The sequence below is a fragment of the Planococcus sp. BI3 genome, assembly GCF_056680115.1.
The window spans coordinates 258,503-275,658 of sequence record NZ_CM155266.1 but is presented as its reverse complement, the minus strand read 5'-3'; the positions used below and the strand labels follow the sequence as shown (position 1 = coordinate 275,658).

At 46.4% G+C, this 17,156-nt stretch carries 16 protein-coding genes and 1 pseudogene; 2 read left to right on the top strand and 15 right to left on the bottom strand.

The annotated features are described in order from the left end of the window. Nucleotides 1-56: 56 nt before the first annotated feature. A complete protein-coding gene (locus tag AC1MEO_RS01340) occupies nucleotides 57-644 on the top strand; it encodes a hypothetical protein (protein ID WP_480333833.1) in 588 nt (195 codons plus the stop codon). On the opposite strand, the gene AC1MEO_RS01335 is transcribed toward AC1MEO_RS01340, so the two are convergent. From AC1MEO_RS01335 to AC1MEO_RS01315, 5 genes and pseudogenes are all read right to left on the bottom strand, one after another. Continuing rightward, on the bottom strand, nucleotides 578-919 hold the full coding sequence (locus AC1MEO_RS01335; RefSeq protein ID WP_480335999.1) for a RusA family crossover junction endodeoxyribonuclease: 342 nt from the start codon (nucleotides 917-919) through the stop codon (nucleotides 578-580). The two genes, AC1MEO_RS01340 and AC1MEO_RS01335, sit on opposite strands and share 67 nt — an antisense overlap. Before the next feature lie 32 nt (nucleotides 920-951). After that, nucleotides 952-1,047 (bottom strand): annotated as a pseudogene (locus tag AC1MEO_RS01330) (DnaD domain-containing protein); the annotation flags it as partial. A 487-nt stretch (nucleotides 1,048-1,534) separates the two neighbouring features. Then, entirely contained in the window at nucleotides 1,535-2,869 is a 1,335-nt protein-coding gene (gene glnA / locus AC1MEO_RS01325; RefSeq protein WP_480333832.1) for a type I glutamate--ammonia ligase, read from the bottom strand. A gap of 41 nt (nucleotides 2,870-2,910) precedes the next feature. Further along, complete coding sequence (locus AC1MEO_RS01320; RefSeq protein WP_480333831.1) at nucleotides 2,911-3,297, bottom strand: MerR family transcriptional regulator; 387 nt, start codon at nucleotides 3,295-3,297, stop codon at nucleotides 2,911-2,913. A gap of 121 nt (nucleotides 3,298-3,418) precedes the next feature. Then, nucleotides 3,419-4,651: a methionine gamma-lyase family protein gene (locus AC1MEO_RS01315; protein WP_480333830.1), complete on the bottom strand. Its 1,233-nt coding sequence runs from the start codon at nucleotides 4,649-4,651 to the stop codon at nucleotides 3,419-3,421. Nucleotides 4,652-4,759: 108 nt separating this feature from the next. Between AC1MEO_RS01315 and AC1MEO_RS01310 the strand changes: the two genes are divergently transcribed. After that, nucleotides 4,760-5,365, top strand: a complete 606-nt coding sequence (locus tag AC1MEO_RS01310; protein ID WP_480333829.1) for a trimeric intracellular cation channel family protein — start codon at nucleotides 4,760-4,762, stop codon at nucleotides 5,363-5,365. Between the two features lie 193 nt (nucleotides 5,366-5,558). Here the strand turns inward: AC1MEO_RS01310 and AC1MEO_RS01305 are convergent, their stop codons facing one another. From AC1MEO_RS01305 to rny, 10 genes are all read right to left on the bottom strand, one after another. Beyond that, complete coding sequence (locus tag AC1MEO_RS01305; protein ID WP_480333828.1) at nucleotides 5,559-5,858, bottom strand: rhodanese-like domain-containing protein; 300 nt, start codon at nucleotides 5,856-5,858, stop codon at nucleotides 5,559-5,561. Nucleotides 5,859-6,401: 543 nt separating this feature from the next. Further along, nucleotides 6,402-6,626, bottom strand: coding sequence for an RNA chaperone Hfq (gene hfq / locus AC1MEO_RS01300; RefSeq protein ID WP_146556690.1), 225 nt, complete (start codon nucleotides 6,624-6,626; stop codon nucleotides 6,402-6,404). A gap of 37 nt (nucleotides 6,627-6,663) precedes the next feature. Continuing rightward, a complete protein-coding gene (gene miaA, locus AC1MEO_RS01295) occupies nucleotides 6,664-7,602 on the bottom strand; it encodes a tRNA (adenosine(37)-N6)-dimethylallyltransferase MiaA (RefSeq protein ID WP_480333827.1) in 939 nt (312 codons plus the stop codon). After that, nucleotides 7,595-8,515, bottom strand: coding sequence for an alpha/beta hydrolase (locus tag AC1MEO_RS01290; RefSeq protein ID WP_480333826.1), 921 nt, complete (start codon nucleotides 8,513-8,515; stop codon nucleotides 7,595-7,597). Before AC1MEO_RS01290 ends, miaA begins: the two co-directional genes overlap by 8 nt. A gap of 80 nt (nucleotides 8,516-8,595) precedes the next feature. Further along, nucleotides 8,596-10,401 (bottom strand): DNA mismatch repair endonuclease MutL, encoded by a 1,806-nt coding sequence (gene mutL, locus AC1MEO_RS01285; protein WP_480333825.1) that lies wholly within the window; start codon nucleotides 10,399-10,401, stop codon nucleotides 8,596-8,598. A 4-nt stretch (nucleotides 10,402-10,405) separates the two neighbouring features. Continuing rightward, nucleotides 10,406-12,931: a DNA mismatch repair protein MutS gene (mutS, locus tag AC1MEO_RS01280; protein ID WP_480333824.1), complete on the bottom strand. Its 2,526-nt coding sequence runs from the start codon at nucleotides 12,929-12,931 to the stop codon at nucleotides 10,406-10,408. A 90-nt stretch (nucleotides 12,932-13,021) separates the two neighbouring features. Then, nucleotides 13,022-13,231: a hypothetical protein gene (locus AC1MEO_RS01275; protein ID WP_480333823.1), complete on the bottom strand. Its 210-nt coding sequence runs from the start codon at nucleotides 13,229-13,231 to the stop codon at nucleotides 13,022-13,024. 293 nt (nucleotides 13,232-13,524) lie between these two features. After that, nucleotides 13,525-13,953, bottom strand: coding sequence for a YlbF/YmcA family competence regulator (locus AC1MEO_RS01270; protein ID WP_146556681.1), 429 nt, complete (start codon nucleotides 13,951-13,953; stop codon nucleotides 13,525-13,527). 446 nt (nucleotides 13,954-14,399) lie between these two features. Further along, on the bottom strand, nucleotides 14,400-15,197 hold the full coding sequence (locus tag AC1MEO_RS01265) for a TIGR00282 family metallophosphoesterase (RefSeq protein WP_480333822.1): 798 nt from the start codon (nucleotides 15,195-15,197) through the stop codon (nucleotides 14,400-14,402). A 65-nt stretch (nucleotides 15,198-15,262) separates the two neighbouring features. After that, nucleotides 15,263-16,822, bottom strand: a complete 1,560-nt coding sequence (gene rny / locus AC1MEO_RS01260) for a ribonuclease Y (RefSeq protein WP_480333821.1) — start codon at nucleotides 16,820-16,822, stop codon at nucleotides 15,263-15,265. Nucleotides 16,823-17,156 lie beyond the last annotated feature (334 nt).

The following is a 17,156-nucleotide window of genomic DNA, read 5'->3' as shown; positions in this document are numbered from 1 at the left end:
TCCCTCCCGTGATATAATTTAAAGGCTTTGCCGGGAGATATCCTGGCTTAATTAATATGCTAAAAGGTGTGATTTTTATTTTAGGGATTATTTCAGGAACGCTTGTAATACTTGCTACAATTTTTGGTACGTTAATCAGTTTAAATGTCTTACATGAAAAGTCTGATATAGGTCAAGCGCTTTTTACAGATGAACAAAGACTAAAAGTTTATTACTATCGGTTATTTATGTTATCTTTCCTTCTTTTTATTGAAAGCTTTTGCATAGTCATATTAATCGCTATTTTTAATGGTAATAACCAAGCAGCTACTGATCCAACCATTTTAGGAATAGCCTTGTCACTTGCAACAGGTATATTCTTTCTCTCTCTTCTCTCGCTTGGTAGAGTTATTAAGTGGTATCAAAACTATCGAATAAAACGACACTATAAATTCAGAGTGACATTGCCAGCTATAGGTAATGTTTATATAATGCGTATGTTAAATAAAGAAGTTTGTATTTGCTCCAAAGATCCTGACGCAAATTTTAAAGAAAACAGCAAAAAAACTTACCTAATTCCAGTTGAATCAATCATGTGTCAGCCTTTAACTAAAATAAGTTTTCCAAAGCCTGAACAGTCATGGAAACAAAAGCTTTTTAGTTGATTTTTTGAAAAACTGCTTCTTTCGAAAAGAGGCAGTTTTTTATAATTTATACTGAATCCATACTTTACTCGCGGTGTCATACTATAAAGCTTCTGGACCATCATGCTCACCACCTGGCTATCATCCTGCCAGATAATTTTCGAAATTCCATCTTTCACACTCTTCACGTAATTATCAACGTCGGGCTTTGTAGTAAGAAGCAGTAATCCTTTTTCGATGAGCTCCTGCTTAGGCTTCGTCTGGTACTTTTTAGGCGTTGGACGATAAATGTCCACACTCAAATGTATTGGCCCGTTAATCAGTTTCTTTGGAGCATGCTGCTATTAGGCATCAAATAGATATAGAATTTTTCTTCTGTTGTAAGATCTAAAACAAAACCGTCCTGCCAATAACTCACTTGCACTTATCTGTATTTGCTCATTGTTTTCACTTCTCATTAATTTATGGGAGAGCTGCACTCACCCTTCTTCCATTTCTTTAATCTAACGGTTGGTCGTGAATGCTCTGTTTCTTTAGTTTTTCTGGTTCTGCAACTGCTGGTTCAGGTTCTTGGTCAAATTGCAGAGCCTGCAACGAGTCGTAATCCAATGCCTCCACAAAGGTGTTGGTATCGTGCGGAGTGATGTCTTTAATATTCGGACTGGCCCCTTTGTCGTAAGCTACTCATTGTTGAACCTCAACGCTAATCGTCAGAAACTTCCACATGTGGCACACAACCTTTTTAAACGACAGCATCATAATCTGCTTATCAAATTTGAAAACTATATATGCACTTTTTAATCAAGTTGGGCAAAAATTGGGCAATAAAAAAGTAGCCAAATTGACTACTTTTACAAACCAGAAAAAAACCGTCAGAGCTTTTACGCCCCAACGGTTTACATTCATATATTTTAGTACATCTTCAAGTATTGCTCGCGTTCCCACGGGTGGACGCTTGTGCGGAACATGTCCCACTCAATTTCTTTTGCTTCGACGAAGTTATTCAAAATATGTTCGCCTAATGCTTTCGTCATGACTTCATCGTTTTGCAATTCCTCAAGAGCTAGATACAACGTGCCTGGCAGGTCTTCAATGCCGACAGCTTCGCGCTCTCTCTTGTTCATCGCATAGATGTTGCGGTCAACTGCATTTGGTGGAGTCAGTTTTCTACGAATCCCGTCAAGACCGGCTCCTAGAAGAACAGCCATTGCTAAGTATGGGTTCGCTGCTGGATCGACTGAACGTACTTCAACACGTGTAGACAAGCCGCGCGATGCTGGAATACGGATCAATGGGCTCCGGTTTTGGCCAGACCAAGCGATGTAACAAGGTGCTTCATAACCCGGTACCAGACGTTTGTACGAGTTGACAAGCGGGTTTGTTACCGCTGTAAAGCCTTTAGCATGCTCAATGATGCCAGCGATGAATTGGTAAGCTGTTTCACTCAATTTCATTTCGCCGTCTTCATCAAGGAATGTGTTGCGGTCTCCGTCGAACAAGGAAAGGTTCATGTGCATTCCTGAACCGTTGACACCGAATAATGGCTTCGGCATGAAGGTTGCGTGAAGGCCGTGTTTACGGGCAATGGTTTTAACAACCAATTTAAAGGTTTGGATCTCGTCACACGCTGTGATTGCATCTGCGTATTTAAAGTCGATTTCGTGTTGTCCTGGCGCTACTTCGTGGTGGGAAGCTTCGATTTCAAAGCCCATTTCCTCAAGTTCAAGCACGATATCGCGTCGGCAGTTTTCGCCAAGGTCCATCGGTGCCAAGTCAAAATAACCGCCGTGGTCATTCAACTCTAGAGACGGTTCGCCTCTTTCATCCAATTTGAACAAGAAGAATTCCGGCTCAGGCCCCAAGTTGAAATGCGTAAATCCAAGCTCTTCCATTTCTTTTAATACACGCTTCAGGTTCGTACGTGGATCTCCAGCAAATGGCGTACCATCCGGGCTGTAGATATCACAGATCAAACGAGCTACTTTCCCTTTACCGGTGATCCAAGGGAATACTACCCATGTATCAAGGTCCGGGAATAAGTACATATCAGATTCTTCGATGCGTACAAATCCATCGATAGAAGATCCATCAAACATCATTTTGTTATCGAGTGCTTTGTCCAATTGGGATGCTGGTATTTCAACGTTTTTGATGACTCCAAGAATATCGGTAAATTGCAGACGGATAAAGTTCACGTTCTCTTCTTTTACTAATCGTTGAATGTCTTCTTTTGAATACTTGCCCATGTTCTCTTCACTCTCCTATGAATGTTGTATGTAAGCCCATTTCAATTAAAGAAACGGGATAAATCACTTTGTCTGAAGCCGCCCTTTTCAAATGGACGGGCTTGATGCTTCAATTCTTCATGAAGCAGCTTGCGCAATTCGGCATCGCTTAAATTTTTCGGCTCTGCCTTTTCGTTTTTAGGTGTTTCTCTCATATCGTATATTTTCTTGATGCCTGCGATATTGATCCCTTGTTCCAGGTAATCCTTAATTTCAAGAAGGGTATCGACGTCGTTCAATGAAAACATACGCTTATTGCCTTCTGTTCGGGCAGGGCTGATTAAATCATGCTCTTCATAGTAACGAATTTGTCTCGCGGTCAATTCCGTCAGCTGCATCACAATGCTGATCGGCAGAAGCGGCATCGTCCGTCTCACCCGGTTCGTCATAAGTTTCACCCATTTCAAATAATTACTACTCTTACAGCATAAACCACGTCAGATTATTTGTCAAATCAATGTTATGTTTTCTGACATAAAAAATTCCCGCATCGATAATACGGGAATTGAGTTAAATTAATTTGAGTTTTTTTAAAGAATCCACCGAATTCAGTACGGCAATTTTCACATGCTCGTACGTCAGCCCACCTTGGACAAACGCGGTATAAGGAGGACGGATCGGACCATCTGCTGTCAGTTCAATGCTGGATCCCTGCACGAATGTCCCCGCTGCCATGATGACATCGTCTTCATAGCCCGGCATATACGCGGGTTCCGGCTTGAATTGCGCATTAACCGGCGAGCTTGCTTGGATGGTTTGGCAAAAAGCAATCATCTGCTCAGCAGTTTGGAATGATACGGATTGGATCAAATCTGTCCGTTTGTCGCTCCAGTGGGGTGTCGTTTCCATCCCTGCCTGCTCCAAGAGCGCTGAAGTGAAAATTGCACCTTTTAATGCTTGAGAGACAATATGGGGTGCCATGAAAAATCCCTGATACATGTCCAGCAAGGCATTAAGCGAGGCACCTGCCTCTCCACCTATACCCGGAGAAGTCATGCGATAACCGCATTTTTCAATTAAATCTTTTCGGCCAGCTATATAGCCGCCGATTTTCGCCAGGCCGCCGCCGGGATTTTTGATCAGGGAACCCGCAATCAAATCCGCTCCGACTTCAATCGGTTCCTGCTGCTCGACAAACTCCCCATAGCAATTATCAACAAAAATGATGGCTTCCGGTTTCAGGCGGCGGATATTCAAGACCATCTCCCCAATTTCTTCTATCGTAAAGGAAGGGCGTGTATCGTAGCCTCTTGAGCGCTGAATCGCAATCACTTTCGTCTTGCTGCTGATCGCTCCTTCTGCAGCTGCCCAGTCAATTTTATTGTCGGGATTCAGATTCACGTGTTGATAGCTGATCCCGAAGTCCTTCAGCGAACCTGTATCCTTTTCACCGCCGGACACGATGGAATCCAGCGTATCATAGGGCTTTCCTGTGAGATAAAGCAATTCATCCCCCGGACGCAGCACGCCAAACAAGGAAATGGTGATAGCGTGGGTTCCGGAGATGATTTGCGGACGGACAAGAGCGGCTTCTGCTTTAAAGACATCAGCGTACACCCGTTCAAGCGTATCCCGCCCTTCATCGTCATAGCCGTAGCCGGTCGAAGGATTGAAATGATGATCGCTGACGCGCTGGCTATGAAAAGCATCCAATACTTTTTTCTGATTGACGTAAGCTGTTTCATCGGCAAGCTGCAACTGCGCCTGGATTGTTTCTTCTATTGTTTTAATTGTTGTAAACATGTGATTCTCCAATCTCTTGAACTTCTCTCCCTATTATGCGGCATGACTTGAAATAGCGTCAAATTCTGCTACAATTCATAGAGTTGCATGTTTAGGAGGAATAAGGCTATGGCTTGGGAAGTACTGAGCGCCATCGGTACGATTGCTTTTGCAGTGTCCGGTGCAATTATCGCGATGGAAGAAGAATACGATATTTTCGGTGTCTACCTTCTGGGCGTTGTCACCGCATTTGGCGGAGGCGCCATCCGGAATTTATTGATTGGAGTACCCGTATCAGCCCTATGGGATCAGGAATTCATGTTCCAGCTTGCCTTTATCTCCATTACCGTCGTTTTCTTATTCCCACATAAGTTGCTTGGCCCCTGGAATCGATGGGGTAATTTTTTTGATGCCATTGGATTATCAGCATTTGCCGTCCAAGGAGCCATCTATGCTGTCGAGCTGGAATTGCCGCTCTTTGCGGTCATTGTCGCAGCGGTATTGACAGGATCAGGCGGAGGAATTGTCCGCGATTTGCTGGCAGGAAGAAAACCACTTGTGTTGAAGTCGGAAATCTATGCAGTATGGGCAGCACTGGCAGGACTATTTATCGGCTTTGATTTGGTCAGTTCTGATTTGATGCTTTACTCCCTGTTTGTCCTGATTACCATCCTGCGAGTCTTGTCCTATACGTTGAAGTGGAGGCTGCCGACACACAAAATCCAGATGTCGTAAGCAAAGCGGATGCCATCATGTCGTGCATGATACCAACATGTCCCACCATCAAATGACTAGCCAAAACAATATACCTTATCAAGAATAAAAAAAGACCACTCGGCAGCAAACAGGTAGTGCGCCCCAAAAGTTAGATTTGAACTCTAACGTTAAGGGGTCACTACCACACCGGGTGGTCTATTTTTATTTGCATTTATGCGATTGTTTCGCCGTTCCAGGCGGTCATTCCGCCTTCAACGTTGATGGTATTGATATTGTTCAATTCTAAAATGCTGCAAGCCATTTCGCTGCGGCGGCCCGCACGGCAAACCATGTGATATTCTTTTCCGGCATCGAGTTCTCCGGCACGTTCTGCCACTTCACCAAGTGGAATATGTTTGGCTCCAGGAATCATTCCTGCAGCTACTTCGTCTGCTTCACGAACATCAATGATGTTCAATTCTTCTCCAGCTTCGACTCGTTCTTGCAATTCATCTGCTGTAATGGTTTTCATGGATACGCCTCCTGAATTAAAATCCTGTTCACTGAAAATGCTATACTGCCAAAAGCTAACTGTCAACCAGAAAAGCGCAAACAGCCGTTTAGATTCGACAGGCATAAGATGCGCTGGCGAAGCGGCGTTTTTTGCCGCACAGCCAGAGTGGCTTATGACCCGAGAATCTGGCTGTTGGAGCTGGACACTGAAAAGCTGAAGCAGCCGTTTAGGCCTGACAGGCATAAGGCGCTCCGGCTGTGCGGCATCCCTTCAGCCGCATTGCCGGAGCGACTTATGACCCGAGGGGCTGGCTGCTGAAGCTGGACACTGAAAAGCGCAAACGCCCGTGTTTGTCCCGACAAGCGCTGGAAACCTTTCCGGTAATGGCGTTCTTCAGCCATTGCTGGGAAGGTTGAAGCGACTCGAGGGACTGGGCGTTTGCGCTGGACACCAGAAAAGCTGATGCAGCCATTTAGGCCTGACAGGCATAAAGCGCTTCGACACAAAAGCGATTCTATTACGCAAGAAAAAACCGGGCTGCAGCTGCAGCCCGGCATCCTTTTACTCTTCGTGTTCAATCGCTACAGCTTTTGCAGGAGAAAATGTTGAGATGGCATGCTTGTAGATCAATTGCTGTTTGCCTTCTGTTTCGACCAGCACCGTAAAATTATCATAGGATTTAATGGTTCCTTTTAATTGGAAGCCGTTAAGTAAAAAGACCGTAACATAAATATTATTTTTACGAAGCTGGTTAAGATAGACATCTTGAATATTGATCGGTTTCATTCGAATCCCCCTATTTCTCTACTTGTCATTGATTTGCCTATTTGCCGTCAAGTTTATCAATTCGACAGTTTCTGTCATTTTCCTGCATGAAAGCGGTTATTTCCTGGAGATTCTTTTCAGGGTCCTCTAGTGCATCAATCCAAAAAATCGGCAGTTTGTTCTTAAAATAGGTAAACTGTCTTTTGGCGTATTTCCGCGAGTTCTGTTTAAGTTTGACGATCGATTCTTCGAGGCTCTCCTCTTCATCAAGGTAGCTGTAAATTTCCTTGTAGCCAATGGCGTGGATCGACTGCGCTTCCCGGATGCCCCTTTGCCGCAATGCCTCGACTTCTTCAATCAAACCGCGTTCTATCATGGTGTCTACACGCTGGTTGATGCGTTCGTACAGAATATCCCTTGGAATATCCAATCCGATGATGACCTCATTGTACATGGGCGACAATGTAAGTTGACGGTCGCTCTTTTCCTGGCCGCTCATCAGGTTTTCAATTGCCCGTACCACTCGGCGTGCATTATTCGGATGTATTGCTGATTGCGGATCCAGTTCCATCAATTTCTGGTGCATCTTTTCAGGGCCGAATCGCTCCAGCTCCTGGTTCAGGCTGTCACGCAGCTCTTGATCGACAGCTTCTTCGGAGAAACGATAATCGAACAGCACCGCTTGGACGTACATCCCTGTGCCGCCGACAATAATCGGCAACTTGCCGCGAGAGCGTATTTCGGCAATTTTTTCCCGCACCAGCTTTTGGTATTCAGCTACCGAAAAACTTTCGTCCGGATCTTTGATATCCAAAAGGTGGTGAGGAATCCCCGCCATCTCTTCCGGTAAAATTTTTGCTGTCCCAATCGTCATATCCCGGTAAATCTGCATAGAGTCCCCGTTGATGATTTCGCCGTCCAACCGTTTGGCTAGCTCGAGGCTCAATGCCGTCTTCCCGGATGCGGTCGGTCCAACAATAGCTACAACATCAATCATTTCCGCACATCCAATCACCAATGGTTTCAAAGTGAGCGTGGCGGTCGGTTTCATTCAGCAATTCATGCCTGCCCTGTTCTGCGAGATAAACTTTCACATTGGCCATTCCCGCTTCAACAAATTGCTTGGCTGAGCTGAAGACGCCTTTGCCGTTATTACCGACGGAATCTTTTGCTCCACTGATCAACAGGACCGGCAAGTCTTTCCGGATTTTGGCGATTTCTGATGGTTTATTGATGATTGCAAGCCCTGTGAACAAATCAATGTAAAACTGGTTGGTCGATTCAAAACCGCACCAAGGGTCGGCTTCGTATTTCGCGACTGCCGCCTTGTCCCGGGTCAACCATGCGTAGGATGAATCTTCTTCTTTAAAGGGTTTGTTGAAACTGCCGAAAGTCAGCTTCCCAAGCGCTTTGCTCGGCTGCTGCTTGCCCTGCGTTTTCGCTGAAGCCATCGCCAGCGCTAACCCGATTTTCCCGGAAGTTCCGGGATCGCCGCCTGTTCCGGACAGGACCACCCGGCTGATGTCTTCGCTGTGCAGCTGCATATAACGGCGAGCCACAAACGAACCCATGCTGTGGCCAAACAGGATCAGCGGCAATTCGCCGGTCGCCTGCTGCACTTCCGTGATGACTGTGTGGGCATCTTCAACCACGCGTTCAAAGCCATCCCGATCCGCAAAATAGCCTTTTACACCATTGCGTTCTGCTGTTTTCCCATGTCCCCGCTGATCATGCGCCGACACTACGAATCCGCGGGATGCCAAATACTCCGCAAATTCCGTATAGCGCCCGATGTGCTCCGCCATTCCATGAATGATATGGACATGTCCAATCGGGCTTGGCGGCTCGTAGCATTCATAATAAAGTTCGTGCCCATCCGACACACGGATATAATCTTTGCTTGCCTGCATCTTCCACACCCCTTCTCACTGCGTCGTTTCACCTATTCTATACCAATACCCAAAACTCATTCAGGCAAGACATCAAAAGTTCAATTCATGACACGCTTGAACATTTTTTCAACATCATAGGTCCTGAAATGAATGATGACAGGACGTCCATGCGGACAAGTGAAAGGCTGTTCTGCTCGTTTCAAATCTGCAAGCAGCCTTTCCATATCGTGCTTCTGCAGGAAATGATTGGCTTTGATTGATCGCTTGCAGCTCATCATGATCGCGGCGTCTTCACGCAGTTTTTTAACATCCACTTTGCGTTCAGTCAGCACCTGTTCAATCAAATCTTCAATAACTTCCTGTTCGAAACCTTTTGGAAACCAAGTCGGGTATTCCCGGACAATAAATGACGTATCGCCAAATTCTTCGAGGAAGACGCCGCTGTCAGACAAGATGTCCAGGTTATCTTTTAACCTTAAAGCTTCGTCGCGGCTGTAATGGAAAGTCAGCGGGAGCAGCAGCGACTGTCTTTCGTCGCTGTCGATATCCCCCACCTTTTCACGGAAATATTCATATTTGATGCGCTCCTGTGCAGCATGCTGATCAATCAGGTAAAACCCATCATTGCTCTGTGCCACAATATACGTGCCGTGAATTTGGCCCACTACTTCCAGTTCCGGGAATTGCGGGCTGTCTTCTGTCTCCTGTTCTTCTGCCGGAGGCAATCCCTCTTCGAACGGAACGGGATCCAGCTGAACAGGTTCGACTTCTTTTCCCGCCGGCAGCTCATGCCATTCCTCTACTCCATTTTGTGGCAATGGCTGTTTGGATTCCTGGACCGTAAACGAGCTTTTCCAAAAATCCAATTGCTTGGTTGGCGCTTGTTTCACGGGTTTCGGCTTATCGATGATAGGGGCACGGACTACCGTACTGATGGTCCGGCGAATCGTTTCATGGATCAATTCCATCAATTCTTTTTCTTTGCTCAAACGGATTTGTTGCTTGGACGGATGGACGTTGACGTCCGTCAAATAAGGATCCCCTTCGATATTCATGACGACAATCGGTTGCCGCTCAAGCGGCAAAAAGGTGTGGTAAGCCTTATGGACCGTATTGGCGATGGCATAATGCTTGACCCACCTTCCATTGACGAACAAGGAAATGTAGTTTTTATTGGCCCGGGTAATTTCAGGAAGCGAAGCATAGCCAGAAACCTTATAATCATGCGATTGCCCTTCAAACGGAATCATTTTCTTGGCAATCGCTACCCCGTAAATGTCCGCCAGTACACGCTTGATTTCTCCACTGCCGGCTGTCTGCAGAATGGTTCTGCCATCATGCAGCAGCTTGAATGCGATGCTGGGATAGCTCAGTGCAAAACGGTTGAGCAAATCGATCGTATGGCCAAGTTCCGTCTGCAGCGTTTTCATGTATTTCAGGCGTGCAGGTGTATTGAAAAATAATTGATCGATTTTAATATCCGTCCCTTTTCTAAGCGAACCGGCTCGATGCTCGGTCAGGCGGCCGCCTTCCATCTGCACGAAGGTGCCGCTCACACCGTCCGATGTATGCAAGGTCACTTTGGAGACCGAGGCAATACTGGCCAGTGCTTCTCCGCGGAATCCAAGCGTCCGGATTCGGAACAGGTCGTGTTCGTTGGCGATTTTACTGGTGGCATGCCGGGAAAATGACAGCAACGCGTCATCTGTATCCATGCCGGCACCATTATCGATAATCTGGATGGAAGTCAGTCCGGCTTCAATCAGCAGCACTTCGATGGCCGTACTTCCGGCATCGATGGCGTTTTCCACCAGTTCCTTGACGACTGACGTCGGGCGTTCCACCACTTCACCAGCGGATATTTTATTGGATAGAGGTTCGTCCATCAATCGAATGATGCCCATAGTCTCACTCCTTATTGGTTAACTTTTGCTGCAGGTCGTTAAGCATCTGCAAGGCTTGAAGCGGCGTCATTGCGGATACTTCAAGATCCGTGATGGCCTGCAGAATTTCTTCTTTCTCAGTATCAATATCGTCGAAAAATGACAATTGTTCAATCGTTTTAGGCTGTTGCTTTTTATCTTCTTCAAAAGTCTTCAGCAATTCACGGGCACGTGCCAGGATCGGCTCCGGCAAATTCGCCAGCTCTGCGACATGAATACCATAACTCTTGTCTGCCGGGCCTTTTTTCACTTTATGCAAAAAGACTACTTTGCCTGATTGCTCCATTGCCGCTACGTGGACATTATGCAGATTTTCGAGTGAGCCTTCCAACGCCGTCAGCTCGTGATAATGGGTTGAAAACAGCGTATTAGCGCCAATTTCTCTATGGATGTATTCGATCATCGACTGGGCGAGTGCCATGCCGTCATAGGTCGATGTACCGCGCCCGATTTCATCAAACAGCAGCAAGCTGTTTTTCGTCGCATGGGTAATGGCATATTGAGACTCGAGCATCTCGACCATAAAGGTACTCTGCCCTGAAACAAGATCATCCGCCGCACCGATGCGCGTGAAAATTTGATCGACAATCGGCAGATTCGCCGATTCTGCAGGGACATAGCTGCCGATCTGCGCCAGCACAATCGTCAACGCCACTTGCCGCATATAGGTACTTTTACCGGACATGTTCGGCCCAGTGATCAACAGCATGTTCTGGCCTTCCGCCAGAACGCAATCGTTCGGCACGTAATGCTGCTTATTGAGCATTTTTTCCACGACCGGATGGCGCCCTTCTATAATGGAGATTTCATTGGCGTCGTTGAACTCAGGTTTCACGAAACGGTATTTTTCCGCCACGTTAGCGAAACTCAAAAAGACATCCAGCCCGCTGAGTGAAGAAGCGAGGAGCTGAATACGCGAAATATACTGTTTGACTTCATCTCTGATGGCCACGAACAGATCATATTCAAGGGACAAGCTTTCTTCTTCGGCCGTTAAAATCAATGCCTCTTTTTCTTTCAATTCCGGCGTGGTATAGCGCTCGGCATTGGCCAAGGTCTGCTTGCGGTCATAGCGCTCCAGGTCCGCCAGATGCATATTGGCTTTGGACATTTCAATATAATAGCCAAAAATACGGTTATAGCCAATTTTCAAGGATTTGACGCCGGTCAATTTGCGTTCTTTCTGCTCCAGTTCTGCAATCCAGTCTTTGCCGTTGCGTGAAGCATCCCGGTATTCATCCAATTGCTGGTTGAAGCCGTCACGGATGACGCCGCCTTCTTTTGAAGACAGGGGCGGATTTTCGCTGATCGCCTGCAATAAATCGCAGACCTCTATGCACCGGTCCAGCTTTCCGCTGAATTCCAGCAATGCCGGATTGCCGGAATTGGCAAGTTCTTCGATCAGCGCCGGCACTTTCTCAAGCGAACTGCGGAGTTGCGCTAAATCGCGCCCACTGGCACTGCCAAAGGCGATTCTGCCGGATAAGCGTTCCAGGTCATAAACTTCTTTCAACAGCCCCTGCAGCTCCACACGCACGAAATACTGGTCAATCAAAGCTGCTGCCATTTCCTGGCGTTCTTCGATCATCCGTCTGTTTGCCAAAGGCTGATGCAGCCATTGCTTCAGTTTCCGGCTGCCCATTGCCGTCACGGTTTCATCCAAAAGCCACAGCAATGTCCCTTTTGTTTCGCCGCCGCGGATCGACTGCAGCAATTCCAGGTTGCGCTTCGAATGAAAATCGATGCTCAATAATTGGTTGTTTTCTTTATAGGCAAAGGCCTGGATATGGTCCAGGGATCGCTTTTGAGTACGGGAAATATACGTCAGCAAACGGTGGCAGCTCATCTTCAGGTCTTCCGGACAAGCAGCTACTTGCGCTGGAGCCAACAGAGACGCATCTTCCATCGTTTCGATGGATAAGACCAAGTCCTGTTCTTCTTCGGTCAGCAATAAAAACAATTGCTCTGAAACCACCAGTTCGCGAATATTCAAAGACTGCAATTCCTGCAATAGAGCTTTTTCCGTTCCCATTATGTATGTGGCTGTAGCTTCCCCTGTACTGATGTCGATGTACGACAAACCAAATCCGCCTGCCAATTCATCGGCAGCTGCTAAAAATACATTGGATTTGGAATCGACGCTTTTCCCTTCCGTATGCGTGCCTGGCGTAACGAGTCGCACCACTTCACGCTTGACGACCCCTTTGGCCGTTTTCGGATCTTCTACTTGTTCACAGATGGCCACTTTATGGCCTTTTAAAATCAGTTGATCGATATAGTTTTTCGCTGCATGATGAGGGACGCCGCACATGGGAATCCGGTCATTTCCAGTTCCGCCGCGGCTCGTCAACGTAATTTCTAAAATTTGCGATGCATTGATGGCATCGTCATAAAACAACTCATAAAAATCGCCCATACGGAAAAATAAAAACGCGTCCAGGTATTCGGACTTTACTTGAAAATATTGTTGCATCATCGGTGTCGGTGCCATTATTAAAACCTCTTTCAAATCGATTCGTCGTTTCTCCATTATACCAAAAATCAAAGCGGAAAAGAAAAAACTGAAAGAGCTTTGGCTCTTTCAGTTTTTTGCTGATGGGAAAGTTTTGGGGTGGTGCTTATATTGAGCAATTATGGTTGTTTTTGCTTTTCTTTGTCCAAACTCCGGTGCCCAGCTTCTCGGGGTCATAAGCCCACCCAGCTGCGCGGCAAAGTGCGCCACACTGTTGGTCTGTCTTATGCCCGGCAGAGCTACACGATCACTTCCGCTTTTCTTTTTGTCCAGCTCCAACGGCCAGCTCCTCGGGTCATAAGCCACTCTGGCTATGCGGCTGAAAAAACGCCGCTTCGCCAGATCGTCTTATGCCTGTCGGAGGCCCACAGGATGTGGGTCAGGTAACCGGTGCGACAGGAAGTCGCGTACTTAGGTTACCTTCCTCAGACGGCCGTTTCCGCTTTTCTTTGTCCAGCTCCAACGCCCAGCTCCTCGGGTCATAAGCCACTCTGGCTATGCGGCTGAAAAAACGCCGCTTCGCCAGATCGTCTTATGCCTGTCGGAGCTAAGCGGCCGTTTCCGCTTTTCTTTTAATCGCAGCTTCCTGGTGTGTCGTTGCGGACTTTTGATCCGGTTTCGCCACGCAGCAAGTCGCCGCCTGTTTCCGTGATGATGTTGTTCGTTACTTGGTTAGCGATGGCAGTTGAAACCATCTGCAATAACGAATTGACGTCGCTTTGGGATTGCTTGAATTCCTGGACGATCGGCACGGCGTCGATTTCTTCTTCAATTTTGGCGATTTTGCCTTCAATTAAAGTTAATGCCCGTTCTTTGCCGTATGCCTGGAAGTTGACTGCTTGTTTCTGCAGGCTCTTCAAGCTGGCAATTTTTTCACGGATCTGCTGGTTTTCATTGATTTGTGCTTCCGCACGCTTAAAGAAATCCACTTCTTCTGTTGCTGCGATCATATCTGCTACTTCGCGCGCTTTTGCGACGATTTCCTGTTTTGTATACGTCATTTTTAGACACCCATTCCTGGTCTGATACGACTTCTATAAGTTCACCGTTCAACGACCATTTTTTAGTTTCGGTAATTCTGACTGCTCGATGCAATACACACACAACTATTTACATGCCATGCTTTTCAAGCTTGCCACTCTACCTGATTGTACAGGTAAATAGATCGGGTCGACAAGATTTCCGCCTTGTTCAAGGACTCTAATCAATGAATCGCCGATATTTGTGTCAAGTTGATGAAAAACAAGACAGTGCCTAGACATTTTGAAAAGATTGGCCTTAACTTTCCAGAATTTTTTCTGCGAAAAACAAAGTTGGGCCAGTCGAGTGAAATCAATGTTTTCTGTTCATGAAAAAACTTTCAATCGATACCTATTATACTGACAATCAAGTATGTTCTACAAGGTGTCTATTCCAATTGTCGGAGTTTTGTCAAGAAGCTGGAGATTTAGCCTTGGAACGGATAATCCTCATTGATGTAAACCCGTTCAAAAGCTTTCGCTTTGCCTGTTTGATCGTCGACTTCGGTGAAGAATCCGCTGACCACTGAACGGCCGCGCTTCGGCACTTCGAATCGCGTCGGCATATTCGTTTTGAAACGGTAGAGCACCGCCTCTTTATTCATCCCTAAAATTTCATCATACGGTCCGGTCATCCCGACATCCGAGATATACGCTGTGCCATTCGGCAAAATGCGTGCATCGGCAGTCTGAACATGTGTATGGGTACCGACAACGACTGACGCGCGGCCGTCCAAATGCCAGCCCATCGCAATTTTTTCACTGGTCGCTTCCGCATGGAAGTCAACAAACACCAACGGGGAAATCGCTTTAGCTTCAGCTATAAGCTCGTCCGCTTTCTGGAATGGGTCATCATGCGGCGGCAGGAAAACACGGCCATGCAGATTGATGACGGACAGGGTCTGGCCATTTTTGGTCACAGTGGCCATGCCGCGCCCTGGTGCTTCGTCCGAAAAATTGGCTGGACGGATCAAATAATCCACTTCATCGATAAAATCAAATATTTCTTTCTGATCCCATGTGTGGTTGCCCATCGTTACCATATCCACTCCCATGAATAAAAGATCCTGGTAAATGGCCTTGGTGATGCCGCGTCCTGCTGCTGCGTTCTCCCCATTGGCAATGATGACATCCGGCGAATACTTTCTTTTCAGTCTCGGCAAATATGATTCCAATGCATCTCTTCCGATTGATCCTACGATATCTCCAATAAATAAAATTTTCACAAGCTCACCTTTTCCCATAAGAAAAAGGCTTCGATGAATAGACATTCATCGAAGCCCCACCCTTATTATTTTGCGTATTCAACTGCTCTGGTTTCTCTGATAACCGTAACTTTGATATGACCTGGATAATCCAGCTCCTCTTCAATCCGTTTCCGGATATCGCGGGCCAAACGATGCGCCGTCATGTCATCGATTTGTTCAGGGCGAACCATGATGCGAATTTCACGTCCTGCTTGAATAGCGAATGATTTCTCAACGCCTTCATACGATTCGGAAATTTCTTCAAGTTTCTCTAAGCGGCGGATGTAATTTTCCAGTGTTTCACTTCTTGCACCTGGGCGAGCGGCAGACAATGCGTCCGCTGCTGCAACAATGACCGAGATGATCGATGTCGCTTCTGTGTCACCGTGGTGGGAAGCAATGCTGTTAATGACAACCGGATGCTCTTTATACTTGGTTCCAAGTTCAACGCCGATTTCCACGTGGCTTCCTTCAACTTCATGATCAATCGCTTTACCGATGTCATGCAGCAGGCCGGCACGCCGGGCGAGTGTAACGTCTTCTCCAAGTTCTGCTGCCATCAAGCCAGACAGGAATGCAACTTCCACAGAATGCTTCAGTACATTTTGTCCATAGCTTGTGCGGTAGCGAAGGCGTCCAAGAATTTTGATCAAGTCAGGATGCAGGTTATGTACACCTACGTCAAATGTGGTTTGTTCACCAATTTCACGAATTTGTTCATCCACTTCACGTCTTGACTTCTCGACCATTTCTTCGATGCGCGCAGGGTGGATGCGGCCATCTGATACCAGTTTTTCAAGAGCCAATCGTGCTGTTTCACGGCGGATTGGATCGAATCCTGACAGAATAACCGCTTCCGGCGTATCATCGATGATTAAATCGATGCCTGTTAAGGTTTCAAGCGTTCGGATATTACGTCCTTCACGCCCGATGATACGGCCTTTCATTTCGTCGTTTGGCAGGTTGACTACCGATACGGTAGTTTCCGCCACATGGTCTGCAGCAAAGCGCTGCATCGCCAATGACAAAATGTTTTTCGCTTTTTTGTCCGATTCTTCTTTGGCACGGGCTTCCGATTCTTTCATCATTACAGCAATGTCAGTTGAAAGTTCTTTTTCAACATCCTGTAAGATAATTGATTTCGCTTCTTCGCGTGTCAAAGATGAAATGCGCTCCATTTCGGACTGCTGCTTTTGGACTAACTCTTCAGCTTTGCTCTCCATCTGTTCAATATGCTGTTGTTTTTCTGCGAGCGCTTCGTCTTTACGTTCCAGACTCGCTTCTCTTTTGTTTACTGCATCATCCTTGCGATCTAAATTTTCTTCTCTCTGCAACAACCGATTCTCTTGTCTTTGTAATTCAGAACGGCGTTCCCGAATTTCAGATTCTGTTTCAGTACGCAATTTATGATTTTCGTCTTTCGCTTCCAATAAGGCTTCTTTTCTCAGCGCTTCAGCTTCTCGTTTTGCATCTTCGACTATTTGCTCCGCAGAATTTTTAGCGCCTGCGATATTGGAATCGTTAGCCTTTTTTAATGCAAAATAACCAACAACTACACCGACGATGATACCAAGCAAAGCGAAGATGAACTCATTAATACCCATTCGGACACCTCCTCTTGCTATTGATTTTTTTCATTTGAAAGATGGATAATGAAAACTTTCTTTCACTGCAACTAGTTTAAAATTAGTAAATTATACAATTTTAATTGTATAGATGGACTTATGTCGTGTCAACCCAGGAAAAGCGGAAGCGATCGTCTAGGCCCGACAGGCATAAGGCACTTTGGCTGTGTGGCATCTCTTCAGCCGCATTGCCAGAGGGACTTATGACCCGAGGAGTTGGCCGCTGAAGCCTAAACAACAGGAAAAGCGGAAGCAATCGTTTAAGGAAGGTAACCTAAGTACGCGACTTCCTGTCGCAACGGTTACCTGACCT

Excerpts from the sequence above, each read along its gene's own strand:
- AC1MEO_RS01340 (WP_480333833.1), top strand. The coding sequence starts at position 57 with ATGCTAAAAGGTGTGATTTTTATTTTAGGGATTATTTCAGGAACGCTT.
- glnA (WP_480333832.1), bottom strand. The coding sequence starts at position 2,869 with ATGGGCAAGTATTCAAAAGAAGACATTCAACGATTAGTAAAAGAAGAG.
- AC1MEO_RS01320 (WP_480333831.1), bottom strand. The coding sequence starts at position 3,297 with ATGACGAACCGGGTGAGACGGACGATGCCGCTTCTGCCGATCAGCATT.
- AC1MEO_RS01315 (WP_480333830.1), bottom strand. The coding sequence starts at position 4,651 with ATGTTTACAACAATTAAAACAATAGAAGAAACAATCCAGGCGCAGTTG.
- AC1MEO_RS01310 (WP_480333829.1), top strand. The coding sequence starts at position 4,760 with ATGGCTTGGGAAGTACTGAGCGCCATCGGTACGATTGCTTTTGCAGTG.
- AC1MEO_RS01305 (WP_480333828.1), bottom strand. The coding sequence starts at position 5,858 with ATGAAAACCATTACAGCAGATGAATTGCAAGAACGAGTCGAAGCTGGA.
- hfq (WP_146556690.1), bottom strand. The coding sequence starts at position 6,626 with ATGAAACCGATCAATATTCAAGATGTCTATCTTAACCAGCTTCGTAAA.
- miaA (WP_480333827.1), bottom strand. The coding sequence starts at position 7,602 with ATGATTGATGTTGTAGCTATTGTTGGACCGACCGCATCCGGGAAGACG.
- AC1MEO_RS01290 (WP_480333826.1), bottom strand. The coding sequence starts at position 8,515 with ATGCAGGCAAGCAAAGATTATATCCGTGTGTCGGATGGGCACGAACTT.
- mutL (WP_480333825.1), bottom strand. The coding sequence starts at position 10,401 with ATGGGCATCATTCGATTGATGGACGAACCTCTATCCAATAAAATATCC.
- mutS (WP_480333824.1), bottom strand. The coding sequence starts at position 12,931 with ATGGCACCGACACCGATGATGCAACAATATTTTCAAGTAAAGTCCGAA.
- AC1MEO_RS01270 (WP_146556681.1), bottom strand. The coding sequence starts at position 13,953 with ATGACGTATACAAAACAGGAAATCGTCGCAAAAGCGCGCGAAGTAGCA.
- rny (WP_480333821.1), bottom strand. The coding sequence starts at position 16,822 with ATGGGTATTAATGAGTTCATCTTCGCTTTGCTTGGTATCATCGTCGGT.